We start from the raw sequence: 19,391 nt of genomic DNA on the forward strand, positions 1-19,391 counted from the left end.
CTCGTCCCGGCCGGCGACGGCGCCTCGCGCGTCGCGCCGGCCTGAGCAAGCACGCGCCGACATGCCGGCGCGATCGACAAATGGGCATGCCGCCGCGGTTCGACCGGTCGCGGCGCGTTCGACGCGGTTGCGCATCTCGTTCACGGGCGCGCGACCCTCTGCACTCCTGAAGGCCAGGATCACGCATTGGGGGATTCGAATGCATCGTTTCATCATCGTAGGCGGCGGCGCCGGCGGGCTCGAACTCGCGACCCGGCTCGGCGACCGCTACGGCGCGCGCGGCAAGCGCGAAGCCCGGGCACTCGTCACGCTGGTCGATCGTTATCCGACCCACATCTGGAAACCGCTGCTGCATGAAGTGGCCGCCGGCAGCATGGACCCGTTCACCCAGGAGCTCGAATACGCCGCGCAGGCGCGCTGGCACGGTTTCGAGTTCCAGCAGGGCGAACTGAGCTCGGTCGATCGCGGCGCGAAGCGCATCGTGGTGTCGTCCGTGCTCGACAGCGACGGCCTGGAGCTGATGCCGCAGCGCGTGCTCGAGTACGACACGCTGGTGATCGCGATCGGCAGCACCACGCATTTCTTCGGCGTCGAGGGCGCGCAGCGCAACGCGATCGCGCTCGATACGGTCGGCGAGGCGGAGCGTTTCCGCAAGCGGTTGATCGCGGCCTGCATCCGCGCCGAACATCGCACGCCCGAGGCGGCCGCGCAGGCCGCGACGCCCGGCGAGCCGCCGATCCAGATCGCGATCGTCGGCGCAGGCGCGACCGGCGTCGAACTGTCGGCCGAGTTGCGCAATACCGCCCAGGTGCTGTCGGCCTATGGCCTGCACAAGCTCGATCCGAAGCACGACGTCGGCATCGTGCTGATCGAATCGGGCGAGCGCATCCTGCCGGCGTTGCCCGAGCGCGTCTCGACGGCCACCGCCGAATTGCTGGAGAAGCTCGGCGTGCGGCTGATGATGGGCGAGCGCGTGACCGAGGTCGCGCCGGGCATGGTGCACACCGCGAGCGGCGCCGCGGTGCGCGCGGACCTGACGGTCTGGGCCGCCGGCATCAAGGCGCCGGCCGTGCTCGCGCAGCTGGACGGGCTGGAGGTGAACCGGCTCGGCCAGCTCGCGGTGCGTCCCACGCTGCAGACCACGCTCGACGATGACGTGTTCGCGCTCGGCGATTGCGCGGCCTGTGCCTGGGCCGGTACCGATCGCAACGTGCCGCCGCGCGCGCAGGCCGCGCATCAGCAGGCCAGCTTCCTGCTGCGCGCGCTGGCCTGCCGGCTCGAGGGCCGGCCGCTGCCGGCCTTCGGCTATCGCGACTTCGGCTCGCTGGTCTCGCTCGGCCACTTCAGCGCGGTCGGCAACCTGATGGGCGGCCTGATCGGCGGCAACATGCTGATCGAAGGGCTGTTCGCGCGCTTCATGTACATGTCGCTGTATCGCCTGCATATCGCCGCGCTGCACGGTTATCCGCGCATGGTGCTCGACACTTTCGCGCACTGGCTGCGGCGCTCGACCCTGCCGCGGGTCAAGCTGCACTGAGGCGGAGCGGGGCGGTGCGCGAAGCCCGGCGGGCAGGGGGAAGCCCGTTGCGATGCTGGCAGCAAGCTGGCGCCGGGCTGACAGGACGCTGCCCGATCGTGCCCCGGGTGCGCGAAACAGTTGACGGCGGTATGTAAGATTCGGCATCGTGTGCGGGGTCCGGATCGCCGGAACCCGTGGGCGGTGCGCCGGCCTTGCGCCGCGCGGCTCGCTCCACCGGCTTTCCTCGTTCGACTTTCCGGCGTTGCCGAGTGCCTCGGCGATGCCGTCGCGCTGAATTACAAGGAGCCCTCCATGTTGAAACCCGAAGTGGACAGCCTCGTTCCGCACGTTCCGTTCAATCGCCGCCGCTTCATGCAGGCCGCGCTGGGCGGCTCGTTCGCCGCCGCCGTGCTGCCGGTCTCGGCGCAGACCATCACCACCGACAGCAACGGCCTCGACTGCGATACCGTCGAGATCCGCTCGGGCGATGCCAGCGTGCCCGCCTATCGCGCGCAGCCGGACGGCAAGAGCAACCTGCCGGTGATCCTGGTGATCCACGAGGTATTCGGCGTGCATGCGCATATCGCCGACGTGTGCCGTCGCTTCGCCAAGCTCGGCTACCTCGCGATTGCCCCCGACCTGTATTCGCGCGAAGGCGATCCCTCGAAATATCCGACCATCCAGGGGCTCTACGAGGCGATCGTCAGCAAGGTGCCGGACCGGCAAGTCACCGAGGATCTCGACGCGACGGTGGCCTGGGCCGGCAAGAACGGGGGGGACCTGACGCGCTTGGGCGTGACCGGTTTCTGCTGGGGTGGGCGCCAGGCCTGGCTGTTCGCCGAGCACAACCCGCACGTGCGCGCGGCGGTGGCCTGGTACGGCAAGGTGGTGGGCGATCGCAACGAGATGACGCCCTTCAATCCGATCGACCATGTGGCCGACCTGAAGGCGCCGGTGCTGGGCCTGTATGGCGCGAAGGACGACAGCATCCCGCAGTCGACGCTCTCGGAGATGCGCGGCAAGCTGCTGGCGAGCAACCTGAAGGCCGCGCGCGACTCGGAGATCCTCGCTTATCCGGACGCGGCGCACGCCTTCTTCGCCGACTACCGGCCCAGCTACGTGAAGGCCGATGCCGAGGATGGCTGGAAGCGCGCGCTCGCGTGGTTCCATCAGCACGGCGTTCTGTGACGCCGCGCGCGCGGATCAGGGGTTCGGGCCGGTCGCGACCGGCCGCGACGGGTCCGCGCTCCATTCGCTCCAGGAGCCCGCGTACAGCAGCGGGTTGTGGAGCCCGGCGATCTCCATCGCCAGCGCGTTGTGGCAGGCCGTGACGCCCGAGCCGCATTGCAGGATCACGTTGTTGGCCGGCTGCTCGCCGATCACGCGGGTCCAGTCCTCGCGCAGTTCATGGCCGCTCTTGAAGCGGCCTTCCGCATTGAGGTTGTCCTTGAAGAAGCGATTGGCCGCGCCCGGGATGTGGCCGCCGACGGGATCGAGCGTTTCGTTCTCGCCTCGATAGCGATCGGGCGAGCGCGCATCGACCACCAGCCGCGACTTCGAGGCGAGGTTCGCGACCACGGCCGCCGCGTCGATCACGGTGGCGAGCGGCGGCTGGGCGCGGAAGTCGCCGGCCTGGTCGGCCGGGGCCGACTGCGTGAGCGGCTGGCCGGCGGCCTGCCAGGCCTGCAGCCCGCCGTCGAGCACGGCGACGGAATCATGGCCGAGCCAGCGCAGCAGCCACCAGAGCCGGGCCGCGTACATGCCGCCCTGCGCATCGTAGGCAACCACCTGCTGGTTCGCGCGCAGGCCCTTGGCGGCCAGCGTCGCCACCAGCGTGTCGCGCGAGGGCAGTGGGTGACGGCCGTTGCTGCCGGTCTTCGGGCCCGACAGGTCGCGATCGAGATGCAGGTAGCGGGCGCCGGGCAGGTGGCCTGCCGCATAGGCTTGCGAGCCGGAATCGGGATCGGCCAGGTCGAAGCGGCAATCGAACACGAAGACGCTGTCGGGCGCGGCGGCGAGGCGCTCGGCGAGATTGCCGGCGGAGATGAGGGTGGTGTAGTGAGTGTGGGGCATGATGGCTCCTGCGAGGAAAACGGCCGGATCCATCCAGTCTAAACAAAAAAAGACGGGCCACGGCCCGTCTTTTTCGTTTGGCATGCCGGCGCTGCCGGCTGCCTCAGAAGCTTCCCAGCTTGCGTCGCAGGAATTCGTGGAAGTGCTGCATGCCGTCTTCCATCGGGCTCTGGTACGGCCCGACCTGCGATTCGCCGCGCTCCATCAGCGCGCGGCGGCCGGCATCCATGCGCATCGCGATCTCGTCGTCCTCGACGGCCGTTTCCATGTAGGCGGCCCGCTCGGCCTCGACGAACTCGCGCTCGAACAGCGCGATCTCCTCGGGGTAGTAGAACTCGACGATGTTGGTGGTCTTCTGCGGCCCGCGCGGAATCAGCCAGGACACCACCAGCACGTGCGGATACCACTCGATCATCAGGCCCGGGTAGTAGACCATCCAGATCGCGCCGAACTCGGGCGGCACGCCATCGCGGAAGCGCAGCACCTGTTCGTGCCATTTCTGGTACGTCGGGCTGCCCGGCTTGGCGAGCGCGTTGTGCACGCCGACCGTCTGCACGCTGTACCAGTCGCCGAACTCCCATTTGAGATCGTCGCAGGACACGAAGCTGCCGAGGCCCGGGTGGAACGGGACGACGTGGTAATCCTCGAGGTAGACCTCGATGAAGGTCTTCCAGTTGTAGTCGCACTCGTGCACCTCGACGTGATCGAACTGATAGTCCGAGAAGTCGAAGTGATGGCGCGTGCCGAGGTTCGCGAGATCCTGCGCGACGTTGCGGCCCTCGGCCTCGAACAGCAGCCCCTGCCAGTTCTGCAGCGGCGACTTGCCGAGGTTCAGGCAGGGCTTGTCGGGGAAATGCGGCGCCCCGAGCAGTTGCCCGTCGAGATCGTAGGTCCAGCGGTGCAGCGGGCACACGATGTTGTTCGCGTGGCCGCGGCCGTTCAGCATGATCGCCTGCCGATGGCGGCAGACGTTGGACAGCAGCTCGATGCGCGACTCCTGGTTGCGCACGAGCACGCGGCCTTCCTTCTCGGAAGGCAAGGCAAAATAGTCTCCCGCCTCGGGCACCATCAATTCGTGCCCGACGTAGCGAGGTCCTTTCTTGAATAGGGTTTCGACTTCGCGCTGGAGCAGCGCCTCATCGAAGTAAGCCGTGACTGGAAGCTGGCTGGATGCCGACTTCAACTGCAGCGCGTCGCTCAGATTGGACATTCCCACTCCCGGAAAGCGTGAAAGCAGTGAACAACCCAACCATCGAAAAATCGATTTAGGGGAACCGGCGATTATACCCGGAACTGTTTCCCGGGGGTAAGTTAAGTGCCTGATTTGTGTCAAATTTCGTATCGCGGCCCGCAGCATCTTGTCCTGCCGGCGGAGCCGCGGCGAAGCCGGCGGGGGCGGATCGGTCACGTCGAGCCGTGCTGGATTCCGCTTTTGCCGTAGAATGTCCGACTTGTTTTTAAATTTGATACCTCGTCCCATGGCGAAAAACGCAACTCCGGGCGCTGCGGCGTCGGGTGCCGGCCCCGAATCGGTGCCGGCCTCCTACGAAACCGCGCTCGAGGAGCTCGAAACGCTTGTCGCACGGATGGAGGGCGGGACACTGAGCCTCGAGGATTCGCTCGCCGCCTATCGGCGCGGGGCGGTTCTTGTTGCGTTTTGCCAACAACAACTCGACAAGGTGGAGCAGCAGGTGCGTGTGCTCGACGGGGCCACGCTGAAGCCGCACGCCAACGGAGCGGGCGCCACGGACGGCGAAGACGACGATCTATGACATTCGAACAATGGATGCGCGCAGTGCTGGCGCGCGTCGAAGATGCGCTGGGCCACTACTTGCCGGCCGAGACGGTGGTGCCGGGCAAGCTGCACGAGGCGATGCGCTACGCGGTGATGGGCGGCGGCAAGCGGGTGCGCCCGCTGCTGTGCCACGCCGCGGGCGAGCTGACGGGGGCGACCGAGGCCGCGCGCGATGCCGCCTCGGCCGCGCTGGAGATGATCCACGTCTACTCGCTGGTGCATGACGACATGCCGTGCATGGACGACGACGCGCTGCGTCGCGGCAAGCCGACCGTCCACATCCAGTACGACGAGCCGACCGCGCTGCTGGTCGGCGACGCGCTGCAATCGCAGGCCTTCGTCGCGCTGACGGACGCGGCCGCGCTGACGGCTGTCCAGCAGGCCGCGCTGGTGCGCGAACTGGCGCTGGCGAGCGGCTCGGTCGGGATGGCCGGCGGCCAGGCGATCGACCTGGCCAGCGTGGGCCTGATGCTCACGCGCGAGCAGCTCGAGACGATGCATCGCAAGAAGACCGGCGCGCTGCTGCGCGCCGCGGTGCGCATGGGCGCGCTCGCCGGCGAGACGCCGTCGGACGACACCATGCGCGCGCTCGACGTCTATGCCGACGCGATCGGCCTGGCTTTCCAGGTAGTCGACGACATTCTCGACGTGACGACCGATTCCGCGACGCTCGGCAAGACGGCGGGCAAGGACGCGGCGGCCAACAAGCCGACCTACGTGTCGATCATCGGCCTCGATGCCTCGCGCGAGCTGGCCGCGCAACTGCGCGCCGACGCGCACGCGGCGCTGCAACCGTTCGGCGCGCGCGCCCAGCGCCTTGCCGAACTCGCCGACCTGGTGGTGAACCGGGTCAGCTGACGCGAAAGCCCGCCGCCGCGCTTCCGGTCGCCAGGAAGCGTGCATAAGGAGTGCGGGCGCGTTTGATTTCCTACAATGGAACGACGATGTACGACTTGCTGAAAACCATCGACGACCCCGCGGACTTGCGCCGCCTCGATCGTCGCCAACTGCAACCGCTCGCCGACGAGCTGCGCGCGTTCGTGCTCGACAGCGTGTCGAAGACGGGCGGCCATTTGTCGTCCAATCTCGGCACGGTCGAACTGACGCTTGCGCTGCATTACGTCTTCAATACGCCGAACGATCGCATCGTGTGGGACGTGGGTCACCAGACCTATCCGCACAAGATCCTGACGGGCCGCCGCGACCAGATGAACTCGCTGCGCCAGTTCGACGGGATCTCGGGTTTCCCGCGTCGCTCGGAATCGGTCTACGACACCTTCGGCACCGCCCATTCGAGCACCTCGATCTCGGCCGCGCTCGGCATGGCGCTCGCCAGCCAGCTGAACGGCGACGACCGCTTCTCGATCGCCGTGATCGGCGACGGCGCGATGACGGCCGGCATGGCCTTCGAGGCGATGAACAACGCCGGCGTGTCCGAGGATGCCAAGCTGCTGGTGATCCTCAACGACAACGACATGTCGATCTCGCCGCCGGTCGGCGCGTTGAACCGCCACCTGGCGCGCCTGATGTCGGGCCGCTTCTACGCGGCCGCCCGCGCCGGCGTGGAGAAGGTGCTCAGCGTCGCGCCGCCGGTGCTCGAGCTCGCGCGCAAGCTCGAGGAGCATGCCAAGGGCATGGTGGTGCCGGCCACGCTGTTCGAGGAATTCGGCTTCAACTACATCGGCCCGATCGACGGTCACGACCTCGACTCGCTGATCCCGACGCTGCAGAACATCAAGGAGTTGCGCGGTCCGCAGTTCCTGCATGTGGTTACCAAGAAAGGCCAGGGCTACAAGCTCGCCGAGGCCGATCCGGTGCTCTACCACGGCCCAGGCAAGTTCAATCCGGCCGAAGGCATCAAGCCCTCGACCACGCCCGCCAAGAAGACCTACACGCAGGTGTTCGGCGAATGGCTGTGCGACATGGCCGAGCTCGACGCGCGCGTGGTCGGCATCACGCCGGCGATGCGCGAGGGCTCGGGCATGGTCGAGTTCGAGAAGCGCTTCAAGGATCGTTATTACGACGTCGGCATCGCCGAGCAGCACGCGGTGACCTTCGCCGGCGGCATGGCGACCGAAGGCCTCAAGCCGGTGGTCGCGATCTACTCGACCTTCCTGCAGCGCGCCTATGACCAGCTGATCCACGACGTGGCGCTGCAGAACCTGCCGGTGGTGTTCGCGATCGATCGCGCCGGCCTGGTCGGTGCCGACGGCGCGACTCACGCGGGCGCCTACGACCTGGCCTTCCTGCGCTGCATCCCGAACATGACGGTGATGGCCGCGTCGGACGAGGACGAATGCCGCCAGATGCTCTACACGGCGGTCCAGCAGCCGAACCCGACGGCCGTGCGCTATCCGCGCGGCGCCGGTGCCGGCGTGCCGACCGTGAAGGCGATGACGGCGATCCCGGTCGGCAAGGGCGAGGTGCGCCGCCGTTCGGCGCAGCCGGAAGGCAAGCGCGTCGCGATCCTGGCCTTCGGCACGATGGTCGCACCGTCGCTGGCTGCCGCCGAGGAGCTCGACGCCACGGTCGCCAACATGCGCTTCGTGAAGCCGATCGACGCCGAGCTGGTGCACGAACTCGCGCAGACGCACGACTACCTCGTCACGGTCGAGGAAGGCTGCATCCAGGGCGGCGCGGGCTCGGCTTGCGTGGAAGCCTTGATGGAAGGCGGGGTGATCCGTCCGGTGCTGCAGTTGGGCTTGCCCGATCGCTTCATCGATCACGGCGACCCGGCCAAGCTGCTGTCGCTGTGCGGCCTCGACGCCGCCGGCATCGCGAAGTCGATCCGCGAGCGGTTCCTCGACCAGGCCAACAGCGTCGCCGACCAGGCGAAGCGCGTGGCCTGAGGATCGCGGCGCCGCCCGGCCGGTTCGGCGGGCGGGCATCCCGTATCTCCGGAACGGAACACATGGGCCTGCGGGCCCATGTTGCTTTTCCGGCTCCCCGCTTGCGAGCGGAAGCGCGCGTGCCGCAAGCGGCGCGTCGCGCGACGACAAGGACTCGAACAAGATGAACCAGATGAATCCCGGCTTCGCGATGCCCGACGTGCAGAGCACGGTCGATACGCGGCAGATCCCGATCCAGCGCGTCGGCGTGAAGGCGGTCCGCCATCCGCTCACGGTGCGCACCGCGAGCGGCGAGATCCAGCCGAGCGTCGGCACGTGGAACCTCGACGTGCATCTGCCGGCCGAGCAGAAGGGTACCCACATGTCGCGCTTCGTCGCGCTGCTCGAGGACAACCGAGAGCCGCTCGGGCCCGAGGCGTTGCGGGGGCTGCTGGCATCGATGCTCGACAAGCTCGCGGCCGTGGCCGGGCGTATCGAGGTGACGTTTCCGTATTTCGTCAGCAAGACTGCGCCGGTGTCGGGGGTGAAGAGCCTGCTCGATTACGAGGTGACGCTGGCCGGCGAGGTGCGCAATGGCGCGACGCGCCTGTTCTTGAAGGTGCTGGTGCCGGTGACGAGCCTGTGCCCGTGCTCGAAGAAGATCTCGCAGTACGGCGCGCATAACCAGCGCTCGCACGTGACGATCGACGCCGAGCTCGATGGCGAGGTGGCCGTCGAGGAGTTGATCCGGATTGCCGAGGAAGAGGCCTCCTGCGAGCTGTGGGGATTGCTCAAGCGTCCCGACGAGAAGTTCGTCACCGAGCGCGCTTATGAGAATCCCAAGTTCGTCGAGGATCTGGTGCGTGATGTCGCGCAGCGGCTCAATGCCGACGAGCGGATTGTCGCTTATGTGCTGGAGGCCGAGAACTTCGAGTCGATTCACAATCACAGCGCGTATGCGTTGATCGAGCGCGACAAGCGGATCGGCTGACGGCTGACGTCGGGCTGGGCGGACGGACAAAACCCCTCGTGACTGCCATCACGAGGGGTTTTGTTTTCCTTGGGGCGAGTGGGCGGCGCGGGCACGGGGATCGCGTGTCGTCCGTGGTCGTCTTTTACCGCTTGCCTCGTGAGGTTCGGCGGGCGGCCGCGGCCGGATTTTCGATCCATGCAGCGGCGTTTCTTTGCTCGTCCATTTCCCCGTTCCAGTTTTTGACCTGGGCTTGGGGATTGTCTGGATATTCGCCGCGTTGCTGGGCCAGGATGGTGTCGCCCCAGCCGACAGGGGTGCCGGGGCGGGGTTCGGCGTGGGGATCGTCGGCGGAGATGTTCGAGATGCGTTCGATCGTTTCAGGCCAGATGGGAGCGCGACAGGTTGCGTTTGCGAATACGCGCATGACCGTGAAGACGAGGATGAGCGGCATCATCAGCAGCCGGACGACGACCGGGGCACGCAAGCCGAAGCTGTAAAGCGAGAACAGGAACGCTTCGCGTAGCGTTTCTTGCTGGGTATGGAACAACATCGGTTTGGGTAGATCTTCCGGTCCATCGTTCATGTAGGTGCACCAGTAGTTCCATTGGGCAAGAGCCATGTCGATTTGCGGGTAGCCGGTCCATTCCCGGCCGATCGAGAACACGCGTGCGACGTTGCCGTTGTCGTCGAGCGTGTAGTGTCGGATGTGGAAAATGGTGCCGAACGATGTGTGCTCCCGATGCAGGCAGAAGATCGATTCGGTCGACCAGGGGGCTTCCCAGACTATGTCGCCTTCGCCGGGTTTCGCGAAGTAACGTCGGGAGCGGATTGCGTAGATTTTGCGATCTTGGCGATGGAATCGAACTGGCCTGTAGCGCAGGCTGAAAAATAGGACGTGGCCGAATTTCCAGGCAATGGTTGCAAACACCAAGGAAACGCCGGCGGAAAACATGTTTCCGATTAATCCTCCAGCGTAGGGATGGCGTACGTTGGTAAGCCAATAGGCATATGGGCCCAATCCGGTGGCAATGACGGACAAGGCAACTCCAGTAATAGACCACTGTTTGTCCAGGAAGGATGGTTCAGTTGCATCCATGTGGTTTGAATTTATTCGAAACGTGGCACCAAAATCCTGCAAGGATGGTCCGACTGGCTGATCAATGCTCAATCGGTGTGTTATGTCCCATTCTGGTATGGGTTTGCCGATACAGCTTTTCATCGCGAGTTCGTCCATTGCTACCCTTCTATTGAGAAATGAAAAGCTTTGATTTCATCGTCAAGCGATTGATAGTGGTTGTCCTTGCTGAACTTGCTTCTCGATATCCACTCCGCGATTGCTGATTGTCTGCAAATCGCGATTGCGATGCTGAGTAATATCGATGCGATGAATGTCGTCCAAAAAAGTGGGAGGCTGAAAAGCGGTGCGACGGAGATGTATGTTCCTAATGTTCCGCTCGAGAGATATAACCATCCCAGTTGGGAGTTGTTGTTGGTAAATGCCTCGGGCGCTTTGTCTAATGCGTCGTAAGTTGCAAAACATATGCCGCCGATAGCGCTGAGTCCTTGTCCGAACCGAATGCCGACTCCGGCCCATTCACTTGCTCTCGCCCACTGCTTCATCATGAACGTCGACAGCGGATGAGCAGGCGCCTTCGCGATCGTTGCCGAAGCCGTCTCGACAACCGTTCCAAGAATCGATACAACGGCACCGGAGAGCTTCAACTCCGCTTCGTCATGAGTGAATCGATCACGGCTTTCCCATTCCTTGGCTGCGAATGTCAGCGTCACAAGCTGGAAAATCATCGTCACGATGCCGAGATTGAAATCCTTGGACGATCCGAGCCATCTCTTCGTCGCGTCCACCCCTGGCACCCTGATCGCCTTGATCGCGCCGGCCTCGAGTTTCCCGTTCTTCACCAACGCATCGACGTCCATCTCGTAGGCGACGATATTCATGTCCGTCGCGGGCGCCGCCCTCAGAACCTGCTTGCCGACCTGTGTGGCGGCTGTCCGCTGACTGGTCCGATCGCCATCCAGCTTCACTTCCAGCGCTTTGGCCTGCTCCAATGTCCAATCGCGTATCGCGAGCTTGCTGGCTGCCGATCGCTTGATCCGAACACCCGATTGCATCGCCAGGCGGATCGTGATGAAACCCACTGCGGAACCGTGTGCAGCCTTCGTCAATACATTGACGACTTGATTGGCTGTCGTGACCACTAGCCTGTCACGCAAGTTCGCGGCGTTGCCCAGTTCCTTGATCTGATCGAAGGCCAGCTTGTAGATATTCAGGAAATTTTCGTACGGAATATCCGAAGCATGGACATGCGCGTCCGCTGCCTTCATCAACGCCTCATGATTGAACATCAGGGCCCGCGCATACAGATTCCTGATATCCGAAGCCTGGCCGTTCAGCCAGTCGTCGAGCACCTTCTTGCAGGCTTCGGTACCTGCGGCGGCGCCGATCGCCTGCGCGCAGGATTCGCTGTAGGCATAACCGCTGCGCAAGTCCTTCACGTCATGGTTGCCTGCCATCCATTCGGCCAGCAGCAGCGATTTCAACCAATCGGCGTGAGCCTGCACGAGAGTTTCCCATGTCGGCCTGAACGCATCGAGCGCTTGTTGATATTCCTGCGGGAAGCGCTTCAGGGCCTCTGAATCGATCACGCTGACTCGCTTGCCGTCCGCGCCAACCCTGGTCGAAGCCTCCTCCCAAGCTTCGTTGGCCGCATCCTCCAGGGTTGCGGGAATATCGTTCGCTTTCTTCGTCTCGTCTTTCACGGCCTTCTCGAGGCTTCCTGTCTTGATCCACCGACGCAGCACATGAAAAGCTCCCATTGCATCCGCCGATACTGGGCGACCGATCTTCATATTGACGGCGTTGGCCTCCGCGATCGCTTTTGACACGCCATACGTCAAGCCGGCCGTAGCTCGCGCGTTGGCGCGTATGCCGGCTTCCGCGCGCTCCAGCAACTGTGCCGAGATGGATTTCCAGTAGATCTGTTCGTCGAAGCCGTTGTGCAGGCTGGGAACCGTCAATTCCGCGAGATCGTTGGTGATGCCGACCGGATCATTGACCGCGACCACGAAACCTTTCTTGTTCGGCGATTCCGCCATTGCGTCGCCGATACGTTTGGCCGCATGGCTGCGGCCTATGCGAGTCTCGTATTGGACAGGCTGATTGCTGAACGAGAAAGCCTCGGTCATCGCCTGGTCGTCCATCGCGAAATGCGCGATCTGCCAATGCGACGCCTGGAACTCGCCCGTGTCGGCTGCATCGCCGGCGAGCATGGCCGGAATATCGATGCACTGCATGTGCTGCATGCGCCACGCTTCGCTTTCCACCTTGTCGTAGACGATCCGCCGAGTCCAGCGAACATTGGACCAGCCGATCCAGAGCTTGGTCGCCTCGTCGCTGCCGGGGGTATGCAGCACATCCACGCATCGACCATAGGAGTCGTAGGCCTCGTCGCTGGTGGGGCATATCTGCCGAATGAACCGGTCTGGTGTGTCGCCGGGCGGTGGCTGGGTGTCGGCAGGGAAGCGCCAGAGGATGCCGTTGTCGAGCACCATGTAGGCGCGCAGGTTCTTGCGCTTCTCGTCGTAGGTATAGAGATACCCGCCGCGCAATGCACGCAAGGTGTATCGGGCGGAGGCGACGGATTGCGGCGCGCGATCGTCGATCCGGAAATTGCCGGACAAGGGCGGGGCCTTGTCCGCGCCGCGCGGGCACGCGATTGCGTAGCGAACCGGATGGATCAGCAATGACTGGCGATCACACATTGGGCAAGCTTTGCGGGCTGGCATGAAAGGCATCCTCGGTAGCCGGCTGGAGCGCCGTGATGCTGGATCAGGGAACAAGGAACGCTTGTCGCAGGCGATGCAGCGCGTAATCGACGAGTGCGTCGGGACTCGTGATTCCCTGACGCACCGCTTCGCAAAACATCCGATCCAGGGTGCTGGGGAGATGTGCGAGGTGATCGATTGAAAAAGCGAGGCGCCGGCGCACGATCCGGTCGGCAAGATCGCTGCGGTCGATACGAGGCCATTGGTCCGGGCGCGGCCACCCGGACGATGCATCGACGGCGGCACGCCCGTTGCCGCTCGTCTCGACGCACCAGTAATGTCCCGCCCACGGAAACGTCCACGATGTCACCGGTCCGAGCAGCGCTTGTCGTTGCGAGGGATCCAGGACTGCGAGTGCCAGGCTCATCACGCGAGGATCGTAAAAGCGCCAGAAAACGTCCGCGCCTTCGGCACCGGGGCCGACGAGGTGGTTCGCGATGTGTTCCCTGATCGCATCGCCGCTTGCTTCGCTGTCGAGCCAGGCACAGAGCACGGGGGCTCGTTCGACATGCCTCTCGGCAAGCAGATATTGGGTTGCGAGGGTTCTTGCCCGGTCGTCGAGGGCGGCGATATCGACCAGCTGCGGCATGCATTCTTCACGATGTGCCAGTACACGCGGCACACAGGGCTGTCCGTCGAATTCGGAAAGCTCGGGGGTATCGATCCGAGTGACGGGATCGATCAACAGGAAGCCGTGAGGCGGGACGCCGGAACAATCGAACTTCAGTTCTCTTAAGTTTTGCGTGGAATGCGGCATGGCGATGATGGATTTCCCTCGCGCCGGAAGTTCGGCAAGAACCACGGCGTCGTCGTGAACTTGATGTGCGAGGGGAATATAGCCACGGGGAATGACGAAAACCATGCGGCCGATCGTATCGATCGGGCATGGAAATATCAGGTGGTTTTCGGGTCTATCAGGGAATCAAAATCGCCGGCATCTGAATAATCAGAATCCATCTGATTATGCGATCTCGTTCACCGCCATTTTTTGAGTGGCGATAACGCGCTCGGTGCGCATCCGGCGCGCTGGAATCGGCGCCGAGTGGCGCCGCCAGGCTCAAGCCGCCAGCGAACCCAGGTCCCAGCGCGGCTTGACGGTAAAGGCGTAGTCGCGATTGGCCTGCTCGGGCCAGCGCGCGAGGCGCAGCGCGCCGGCCAGCGCGATCATCGCGCCGTTGTCGGTGCACAGCGCGAGATCGGGGTAATGCACCTCGAAACCGCGCTTCTTCGCGGCCGCCGATAAAGCCGTGCGCAGTTGCCGGTTCGCGCCCACGCCGCCGGCCACCACCAGGCGCTTGAGCCGGGTCTGCTTCAGCGCCGCCAGCGATTTCGCGACCAGCACATCCACCGCCGCATCGACGAAACCGCGCGCCAGGTCGGCCTTGGCCGCCTCGAGCGCCTCGCCCGTCGCGCCGCCGGCCTCGATCTTCTTCATCTGCGTGAGCACCGCCGTCTTCAGGCCGCTGAAGCTGAAATCGAGATCGCCCGAATGCAGCATCGGCCGCGGCAGCGCGACCGCGCCGGGCGTGCCGCGCTCGGCCAGCTTCGACACCTCGGGGCCGCCCGGGTAGCCGAGTCCGATCAGCTTGGCGGTCTTGTCGAAGGCTTCGCCGGCCGCGTCGTCGAGCGTTTCGCCGAGCGTCTCGTAGACGCCGACGTCGGTCACGCGCATCAGCTGCGTATGGCCGCCCGACACCAGCAGCGCGACGAACGGAAACGGCGGCGGCGCCTCGACCAGTAGCGGCGAGAGCAGGTGGCCTTCGAGATGATGGATGCCGACCGTGGGCTTGTCCCAGGCCATCGCCAGCGCGTTCGCGATGCTCGCGCCGACCAGCAGCGCGCCCGCGAGGCCGGGCCCTTGCGTGAATGCGATCGCGTCGACTTGCTCGCGCGTCACGCCGCCTTCGGCGAACACCTGCTCGAGCAGCGGCAGCGCGCGGCGGATATGGTCGCGCGAGGCGAGTTCGGGTACCACGCCGCCGTATTCGCGGTGCATCGCGATCTGCGAGTGGAGCGCATGGGAGACGAGGCCGCGCTGCGTGTCGTAGAGCGCGAGGCCGGTTTCGTCGCACGAGCTTTCGATGCCGAGGACAAGCATGGTCGGTGGGGCGGCTGGGCAGCCGGATCAGCATTGGCAACCGGGCAGTATAGCAGTGAGAGGCCGGTCGGCGCCGGGCGCGGCTTGCCGGGCGGTTACAATCCGCGCCATGGAAAATTTCGATATCGCCGTGATCGGCGCGGGGGCGGCCGGCATGATGAGCGCGGCCGTCGCCGGGCAACTGGGGCGCCGCGTGGTGCTGATCGACCATTCGCCGCGCCTGGCCGAGAAGATCCGCATCTCCGGCGGCGGCCGCTGCAATTTCACCAATCTCAACGCGGGGCCGGAGCACTACCTGTCGCAGAACCCGCGTTTCTGCCGATCGGCGCTGGCGCGCTACACGCCGCGCGACTTCCTGGCGCTGCTCACGCGCCACCGCATCACCTGGCACGAGAAGCACAAGGGCCAGTTGTTCTGCGACCAGCTCAGCGAGGGCATCATCGACGTGCTGCGCGCCGAATGCGACGCGGGGCGCATCGCGTGGCGGCGTCCCGTCTCGGTCGAGGCGGTGCGCCATGCCGACGACACCGGCTTCACGCTCGACACCAGCGCCGGCGCGATCAACGCGCGCGCGCTGATCGTCGCCACGGGCGGCCTGTCGATCCCCAAGATCGGCGCCACCGATTTCGCCTACCGGCTGGCCAAGCAGTTCGGCCACAAGCTGATCGACACGCGCCCCGCGCTGGTGCCGCTGACGTTCGCCTCGGCCGACTGGGCGCCGTTCGCGGCGCTCTCGGGCCTGTCGCTGGAGGTGCGCGTGGCGACCGGCGGCAAAAAGGACGGTGCGGAATTCGTCGAGGACCTGCTGCTCACGCATCGCGGCCTGTCCGGCCCCGGCATCCTGCAGATCTCGAGCTACTGGAAGCCGGGCGAGCCGATCCATGTCGACCTGCTGCCGCGCGAGGACGCGAGCGAGGCGCTGCTGGGCGCCAAGTCCGGCTCGAAGCGGCAGATCGGCGCGCTGCTGTCGGAATGGGTGCCGGCGCGGCTGGCCCAGGCCTGGCTCGATACCCAGCGCGTCGCGGCCGACGCGCGCCTGGCCGACCTGCCCGACAAGACGCTGCGCCAGGTCGGCGGCGCGCTGTCGCGCTGGAGCCTGGTGCCCGACGGCACCGAGGGCTACAAGAAGGCCGAGGTGACCAAGGGCGGCGTCGATACGCGCGAGCTGTCCTCGTCGACGATGATGAGCGCGCGCGTTCCGGGACTATTTTTCATCGGCGAATCGGTCGACGTGACCGGCTGGCTCGGCGGCTACAACTTCCAGTGGGCCTGGGCCTCGGGCGTGGCGGCCGGGCAGGCGGCCGCGGAACTGGCTCGCGGCGCTTGACGTGCTAGTGCGTTTGTGCAACGCGTCTGCTATACTCGGAAACCTTTCTTCCGTGGTTTCCCTTTTTCAGTGACGGGTCATGACGATCATTCGCGTTAAAGAAAACGAGCCTTTCGAAGTCGCGATGCGCCGCTTCAAGCGGACGATCGAGAAGAACGGTCTGCTGACCGAACTTCGCGCCCGCGAGTTCTACGAAAAGCCGACGGCCGAGCGCAAGCGCAAGAAGGCAGCCGCGGTGAAGCGGCACTACAAGCGCATCCGCAGCCAGACGCTGCCGAAAAAGCTCTACTGAACGCGGGTCGTCACCCACCCCTCACATCTCAGGCGCCGCAGTTTGGCCAGGCGGCGCGCCGGTAGTCCCACGCAGCGGGCTGTCGATGCCGAATTCGAGCAAACCCGCTTGAGCAAGCTCTCAAGCGGGTTTTTGTGTTGATGCCCGGGCGCTCGGGCATTCCGTATTTTTTCTCTCCGGGTGAAGCAATGAGTTTGAAAGACCAGATCAGCGAAGACATGAAGGCCGCGATGCGCGCGAAGGACAGCGCGCGGCTCGCCACGATCCGCCTGTTGCTGGCCGCGATCAAGCAGCGCGAGGTGGACGAGCGCATCACGATCGACGACGCTGGCGTGGTAGCCGTGGTCGACAAGATGCTCAAGCAGCGCAAGGATTCGATCACCCAGTTCCAGGCCGCCGGCCGCGACGACCTGGTCGCGCAGGAGCAGTCGGAAGTGGCGGTGCTGGTTGCCTATATGCCGGCGCAGCTCTCGGAGGCCGAGGTGGCCGACGCGGTGCAGACCGCGATCGTCGAGGTGGGCGCGGCCGGCCCGCAGGACATGGGCAAGGTGATGGGCGTGCTGAAGGCCAAGCTGGCCGGCAAGGCCGACATGACGGCCGTGTCCGCGAGCGTCAAGGCCGCCCTGTCGAAGTGAGCGTCGGGCGGGCGCCTTGCGGCGTCCGCCGGTTCCTGTCCACGCCTGTATCGTGATTCCGAGTTCCTTTCTCCAGGATCTGCTGAACCGCGTCGATATCGTCGACGTGGTGGGCCGCTTCGTCCAGCTCAAGAAGGGCGGCGCCAATTTCATGGGGCTCTGCCCGTTCCACAACGAGAAGAGCCCGTCGTTCACCGTCAGTCCGACCAAGCAGTTCTATCACTGCTTCGGCTGCGGCGCCCACGGCACCGCGATCGGCTTCCTGATGGAGCATGCCGGGCTCAGCTTCCCCGAGGCCGTGCAGGAGCTCGCGCAGTCGGTCGGCCTGACCGTCCCGCACGAGCCCTCGATGCGCGGCGGAGGCGGGGGCGGCTACGGCGGCGAGGGCAGCTCGCTGCCCGCCGCCTCGAAATCGGTCACCACCGCGCTGACCGACGTGATGCAGACGGCCAGCGACTATTACCGAAAGCAGTTGCGCGGCGCGACCAATGCGATCCAGTACCTGAAGAAGCGCGGCCTGACCGGCGAGATCGCGATGCGCTTCGGGCTCGGTTACGCGCCCGATGGCTGGCAGAACCTCGAGACGGCCTTCGAGGACTACCGCGCCGACACGCTGGTCGACGCGGGCCTGGTGATCGTCAGCGAGAAGACCGACGCGCAGGGCACCGCGCGCCGCTACGATCGCTTCCGCGAGCGGATCATGTTCCCGATCCGCAACGTCAAGGGCAACGTGATCGGCTTCGGCGGCCGCGTGCTCGATTCGGGCGAGCCGAAGTACCTCAACTCGCCCGAGACGCCGCTGTTCAACAAGGGCAGCGAGCTGTACGGGCTGTTCGAGGCGCGCCTCGCGATCCGCGACCAGAAGTACGCGCTGGTGGTGGAGGGCTACATGGACGTGGTGGCGCTCGCCCAGCTCGGTTTCCCGAACGCGGTGGCCACGCTCGGCACGGCCTGCACGCCGATCCACGTGCAGAAGCTGCTCCGGCAGACCGACACGGTGGTGTTCAGCTTCGACGGCGACGCGGCCGGCCGCCGCGCCGCGCGCCGCGCGCTCGAGGCCTGCCTGCCGCACGCGGCCGACAATCGCACGATCCGTTTCCTGTTCCTGCCGACCGAGCACGATCCCGACAGCTACGTGCGCGAATTTGGCGCCGAGGCGTTCTCGGACCAGGTGCGCCGCGCCATGCCGTTGTCGCAGTTCCTGCTCAACGAGGCGATCGGCGGCAAGGAGCTCGACCAGCCGGAAGGGCGCGCCAAGGCGCTGTTCGAGGCGAAGCCGCTGCTGCAGGCCTTGCCGGCCAATGCCTTGCGCGCGCAGATCATGCACATGTTCGCCGATCGCCTGAACATTCCGTTCGAGGAAGTGGCGGGGCTGAGCGACGTCGACGCGCGGATCGCCGCGCCGGCCCGCCAAGCGCCCGCGCGCGCCGACCGGCGCCGCGTGACCGACCACGAGAAGCGCACGCTGCGCAACCTGGTGATGTACCCGCGCATCGTGACCGTGCTCGACGAGGATGATGTTGCGACCCTGCGTGGCCTGCCGAGAAATGGGGAGCTATTCGACGAGGTGCTGGCGATGTCGCGGGAGCTGGGCGATGCGGCCGAATTCCGGCTGTTGTCCGACGTTCTCCGCAATACGACGAACGCCGAAACCTACGACGAAATCTTCCGCGAAATTCTCGACTATGATGAAAACGTCCGGGAGCTGCTGCTGCAAAGCCCCGAGGACGAGGCCGGCCAGGAGGCCGTGCGCGAGCGCGAACGGATCGCGGGGGAGGAACTGAAGGCCGCCGTGCTGAAGATGCGCTACGACGCCTGCAACGACCGGCTGAACCAGTTGTCGCGCCAGTCGACGCATTCTCCAGAGGAATTGACCGAGCTGATGGCGCTCAATCGGGCGCGCACGGACATGAAGGCAAAACTGGGACTGTAAACGCGGAACAACGGGGTAGGCGAGAGGCTTACCCCAACGTGCTATAATACAAGGTTTTCAGCGGTTTGTTTTCTA

The 19,391-nt window shown here is 65.3% G+C and carries 16 protein-coding genes; 10 read left to right on the plus strand and 6 right to left on the minus strand.

Annotated features, from left to right (window positions below; genetic code table 11):
• The first annotated feature begins 199 nt into the window (after positions 1 to 199).
• Both F3J18_RS15425 and F3J18_RS15430 read left to right on the plus strand, forming a co-directional pair.
• Positions 200 to 1,537: an NAD(P)/FAD-dependent oxidoreductase gene (locus F3J18_RS15425; RefSeq protein ID WP_166913251.1), complete on the plus strand. Its 1,338-nt coding sequence runs from the start codon at positions 200 to 202 to the stop codon at positions 1,535 to 1,537.
• A 294-nt stretch (positions 1,538 to 1,831) separates the two neighbouring features.
• On the plus strand, positions 1,832 to 2,707 hold the full coding sequence (locus F3J18_RS15430; protein ID WP_013690895.1) for a dienelactone hydrolase family protein: 876 nt from the start codon (positions 1,832 to 1,834) through the stop codon (positions 2,705 to 2,707).
• Positions 2,708 to 2,722: 15 nt separating this feature from the next.
• On the opposite strand, the gene F3J18_RS15435 is transcribed toward F3J18_RS15430, so the two are convergent.
• The gene (locus tag F3J18_RS15435) at positions 2,723 to 3,592 is read right to left on the minus strand and encodes a sulfurtransferase (RefSeq protein WP_166913252.1); all 870 of its coding nucleotides are present in this window, start codon (positions 3,590 to 3,592) and stop codon (positions 2,723 to 2,725) included.
• A gap of 103 nt (positions 3,593 to 3,695) precedes the next feature.
• A complete protein-coding gene (locus tag F3J18_RS15440) occupies positions 3,696 to 4,802 on the minus strand; it encodes an aromatic ring-hydroxylating dioxygenase subunit alpha (RefSeq protein WP_025100638.1) in 1,107 nt (368 codons plus the stop codon).
• 268 nt (positions 4,803 to 5,070) lie between these two features.
• On the opposite strand from F3J18_RS15440, the gene F3J18_RS15445 reads away from it, so the two are divergent.
• The 4 genes from F3J18_RS15445 to folE2 all read left to right on the plus strand — a co-directional run bounded on the left by F3J18_RS15445 (position 5,071) and on the right by folE2 (position 9,206).
• Positions 5,071 to 5,364, plus strand: coding sequence for an exodeoxyribonuclease VII small subunit (locus F3J18_RS15445; protein WP_025100639.1), 294 nt, complete (start codon positions 5,071 to 5,073; stop codon positions 5,362 to 5,364).
• On the plus strand, positions 5,361 to 6,245 hold the full coding sequence (locus F3J18_RS15450) for a farnesyl diphosphate synthase (protein WP_166913253.1): 885 nt from the start codon (positions 5,361 to 5,363) through the stop codon (positions 6,243 to 6,245). The genes F3J18_RS15445 and F3J18_RS15450 overlap by 4 nt, the downstream gene beginning before the upstream one ends.
• 86 nt (positions 6,246 to 6,331) lie before the next feature.
• A complete protein-coding gene (gene dxs / locus F3J18_RS15455; RefSeq protein WP_166913254.1) occupies positions 6,332 to 8,236 on the plus strand; it encodes a 1-deoxy-D-xylulose-5-phosphate synthase in 1,905 nt (634 codons plus the stop codon).
• A 163-nt stretch (positions 8,237 to 8,399) separates the two neighbouring features.
• Positions 8,400 to 9,206 (plus strand): GTP cyclohydrolase FolE2, encoded by an 807-nt coding sequence (gene folE2, locus F3J18_RS15460; RefSeq protein WP_166913255.1) that lies wholly within the window; start codon positions 8,400 to 8,402, stop codon positions 9,204 to 9,206.
• Between the two features lie 124 nt (positions 9,207 to 9,330).
• Here the strand turns inward: folE2 and F3J18_RS15465 are convergent, their stop codons facing one another.
• The 4 genes from F3J18_RS15465 to tsaD form a co-directional block, all read right to left on the minus strand.
• The gene (locus F3J18_RS15465) at positions 9,331 to 10,422 is read right to left on the minus strand and encodes a DUF6708 domain-containing protein (RefSeq protein ID WP_166913256.1); all 1,092 of its coding nucleotides are present in this window, start codon (positions 10,420 to 10,422) and stop codon (positions 9,331 to 9,333) included.
• Positions 10,423 to 10,424: 2 nt separating this feature from the next.
• Positions 10,425 to 12,992, minus strand: coding sequence for a T6SS effector BTH_I2691 family protein (locus F3J18_RS15470; RefSeq protein ID WP_166913257.1), 2,568 nt, complete (start codon positions 12,990 to 12,992; stop codon positions 10,425 to 10,427).
• 43 nt (positions 12,993 to 13,035) lie between these two features.
• On the minus strand, positions 13,036 to 13,893 hold the full coding sequence (locus F3J18_RS15475; protein ID WP_166913258.1) for a DUF4123 domain-containing protein: 858 nt from the start codon (positions 13,891 to 13,893) through the stop codon (positions 13,036 to 13,038).
• A gap of 195 nt (positions 13,894 to 14,088) precedes the next feature.
• Positions 14,089 to 15,129 carry a tRNA (adenosine(37)-N6)-threonylcarbamoyltransferase complex transferase subunit TsaD gene (tsaD, locus tag F3J18_RS15480; protein ID WP_025101834.1) on the minus strand — a complete coding sequence of 347 codons (1,041 nt, stop codon included), beginning with the start codon at positions 15,127 to 15,129 and terminating at the stop codon, positions 14,089 to 14,091.
• Between tsaD and F3J18_RS15485 the strand changes: the two genes are divergently transcribed.
• The 4 genes from F3J18_RS15485 to dnaG all read left to right on the plus strand — a co-directional run bounded on the left by F3J18_RS15485 (position 15,128) and on the right by dnaG (position 19,316).
• Positions 15,128 to 16,456, plus strand: coding sequence for an NAD(P)/FAD-dependent oxidoreductase (locus F3J18_RS15485; protein WP_275691117.1), 1,329 nt, complete (start codon positions 15,128 to 15,130; stop codon positions 16,454 to 16,456). The genes tsaD and F3J18_RS15485 overlap by 2 nt on opposite strands.
• Positions 16,457 to 16,535: 79 nt before the next feature.
• Positions 16,536 to 16,748 (plus strand): 30S ribosomal protein S21, encoded by a 213-nt coding sequence (gene rpsU / locus F3J18_RS15490; RefSeq protein ID WP_006479415.1) that lies wholly within the window; start codon positions 16,536 to 16,538, stop codon positions 16,746 to 16,748.
• Between the two features lie 188 nt (positions 16,749 to 16,936).
• Positions 16,937 to 17,383: a GatB/YqeY domain-containing protein gene (locus tag F3J18_RS15495; RefSeq protein WP_025101832.1), complete on the plus strand. Its 447-nt coding sequence runs from the start codon at positions 16,937 to 16,939 to the stop codon at positions 17,381 to 17,383.
• Between the two features lie 52 nt (positions 17,384 to 17,435).
• Positions 17,436 to 19,316, plus strand: coding sequence for a DNA primase (gene dnaG, locus F3J18_RS15500; RefSeq protein ID WP_166913260.1), 1,881 nt, complete (start codon positions 17,436 to 17,438; stop codon positions 19,314 to 19,316).
• Positions 19,317 to 19,391: the final 75 nt, after the last annotated feature.

The organism is Burkholderia sp. Ax-1720 (genome assembly GCF_011753035.1).
GTDB classification, from domain to species: Bacteria; Pseudomonadota; Gammaproteobacteria; order Burkholderiales; family Burkholderiaceae; genus Burkholderia; species Burkholderia gladioli.

Bases quoted from the DNA above. Each gene is read 5' to 3' on its own strand.
- F3J18_RS15435 (WP_166913252.1), bottom strand. From the start codon at position 3,592: ATGCCCCACACTCACTACACCACCCTCATCTCCGCCGGCAATCTCGCC.
- F3J18_RS15450 (WP_166913253.1), top strand. From the start codon at position 5,361: ATGACATTCGAACAATGGATGCGCGCAGTGCTGGCGCGCGTCGAAGAT.
- folE2 (WP_166913255.1), top strand. From the start codon at position 8,400: ATGAACCAGATGAATCCCGGCTTCGCGATGCCCGACGTGCAGAGCACG.
- F3J18_RS15425 (WP_166913251.1), top strand. From the start codon at position 200: ATGCATCGTTTCATCATCGTAGGCGGCGGCGCCGGCGGGCTCGAACTC.
- F3J18_RS15495 (WP_025101832.1), top strand. From the start codon at position 16,937: ATGAGTTTGAAAGACCAGATCAGCGAAGACATGAAGGCCGCGATGCGC.
- F3J18_RS15465 (WP_166913256.1), bottom strand. From the start codon at position 10,422: ATGGACGAACTCGCGATGAAAAGCTGTATCGGCAAACCCATACCAGAA.
- F3J18_RS15475 (WP_166913258.1), bottom strand. From the start codon at position 13,893: ATGGTTTTCGTCATTCCCCGTGGCTATATTCCCCTCGCACATCAAGTT.
- F3J18_RS15440 (WP_025100638.1), bottom strand. From the start codon at position 4,802: ATGTCCAATCTGAGCGACGCGCTGCAGTTGAAGTCGGCATCCAGCCAG.
- dxs (WP_166913254.1), top strand. From the start codon at position 6,332: ATGTACGACTTGCTGAAAACCATCGACGACCCCGCGGACTTGCGCCGC.
- F3J18_RS15445 (WP_025100639.1), top strand. From the start codon at position 5,071: ATGGCGAAAAACGCAACTCCGGGCGCTGCGGCGTCGGGTGCCGGCCCC.
- F3J18_RS15470 (WP_166913257.1), bottom strand. From the start codon at position 12,992: ATGCCAGCCCGCAAAGCTTGCCCAATGTGTGATCGCCAGTCATTGCTG.
- rpsU (WP_006479415.1), top strand. From the start codon at position 16,536: ATGACGATCATTCGCGTTAAAGAAAACGAGCCTTTCGAAGTCGCGATG.
- F3J18_RS15485 (WP_275691117.1), top strand. From the start codon at position 15,128: ATGGTCGGTGGGGCGGCTGGGCAGCCGGATCAGCATTGGCAACCGGGC.
- F3J18_RS15430 (WP_013690895.1), top strand. From the start codon at position 1,832: ATGTTGAAACCCGAAGTGGACAGCCTCGTTCCGCACGTTCCGTTCAAT.
- tsaD (WP_025101834.1), bottom strand. From the start codon at position 15,129: ATGCTTGTCCTCGGCATCGAAAGCTCGTGCGACGAAACCGGCCTCGCG.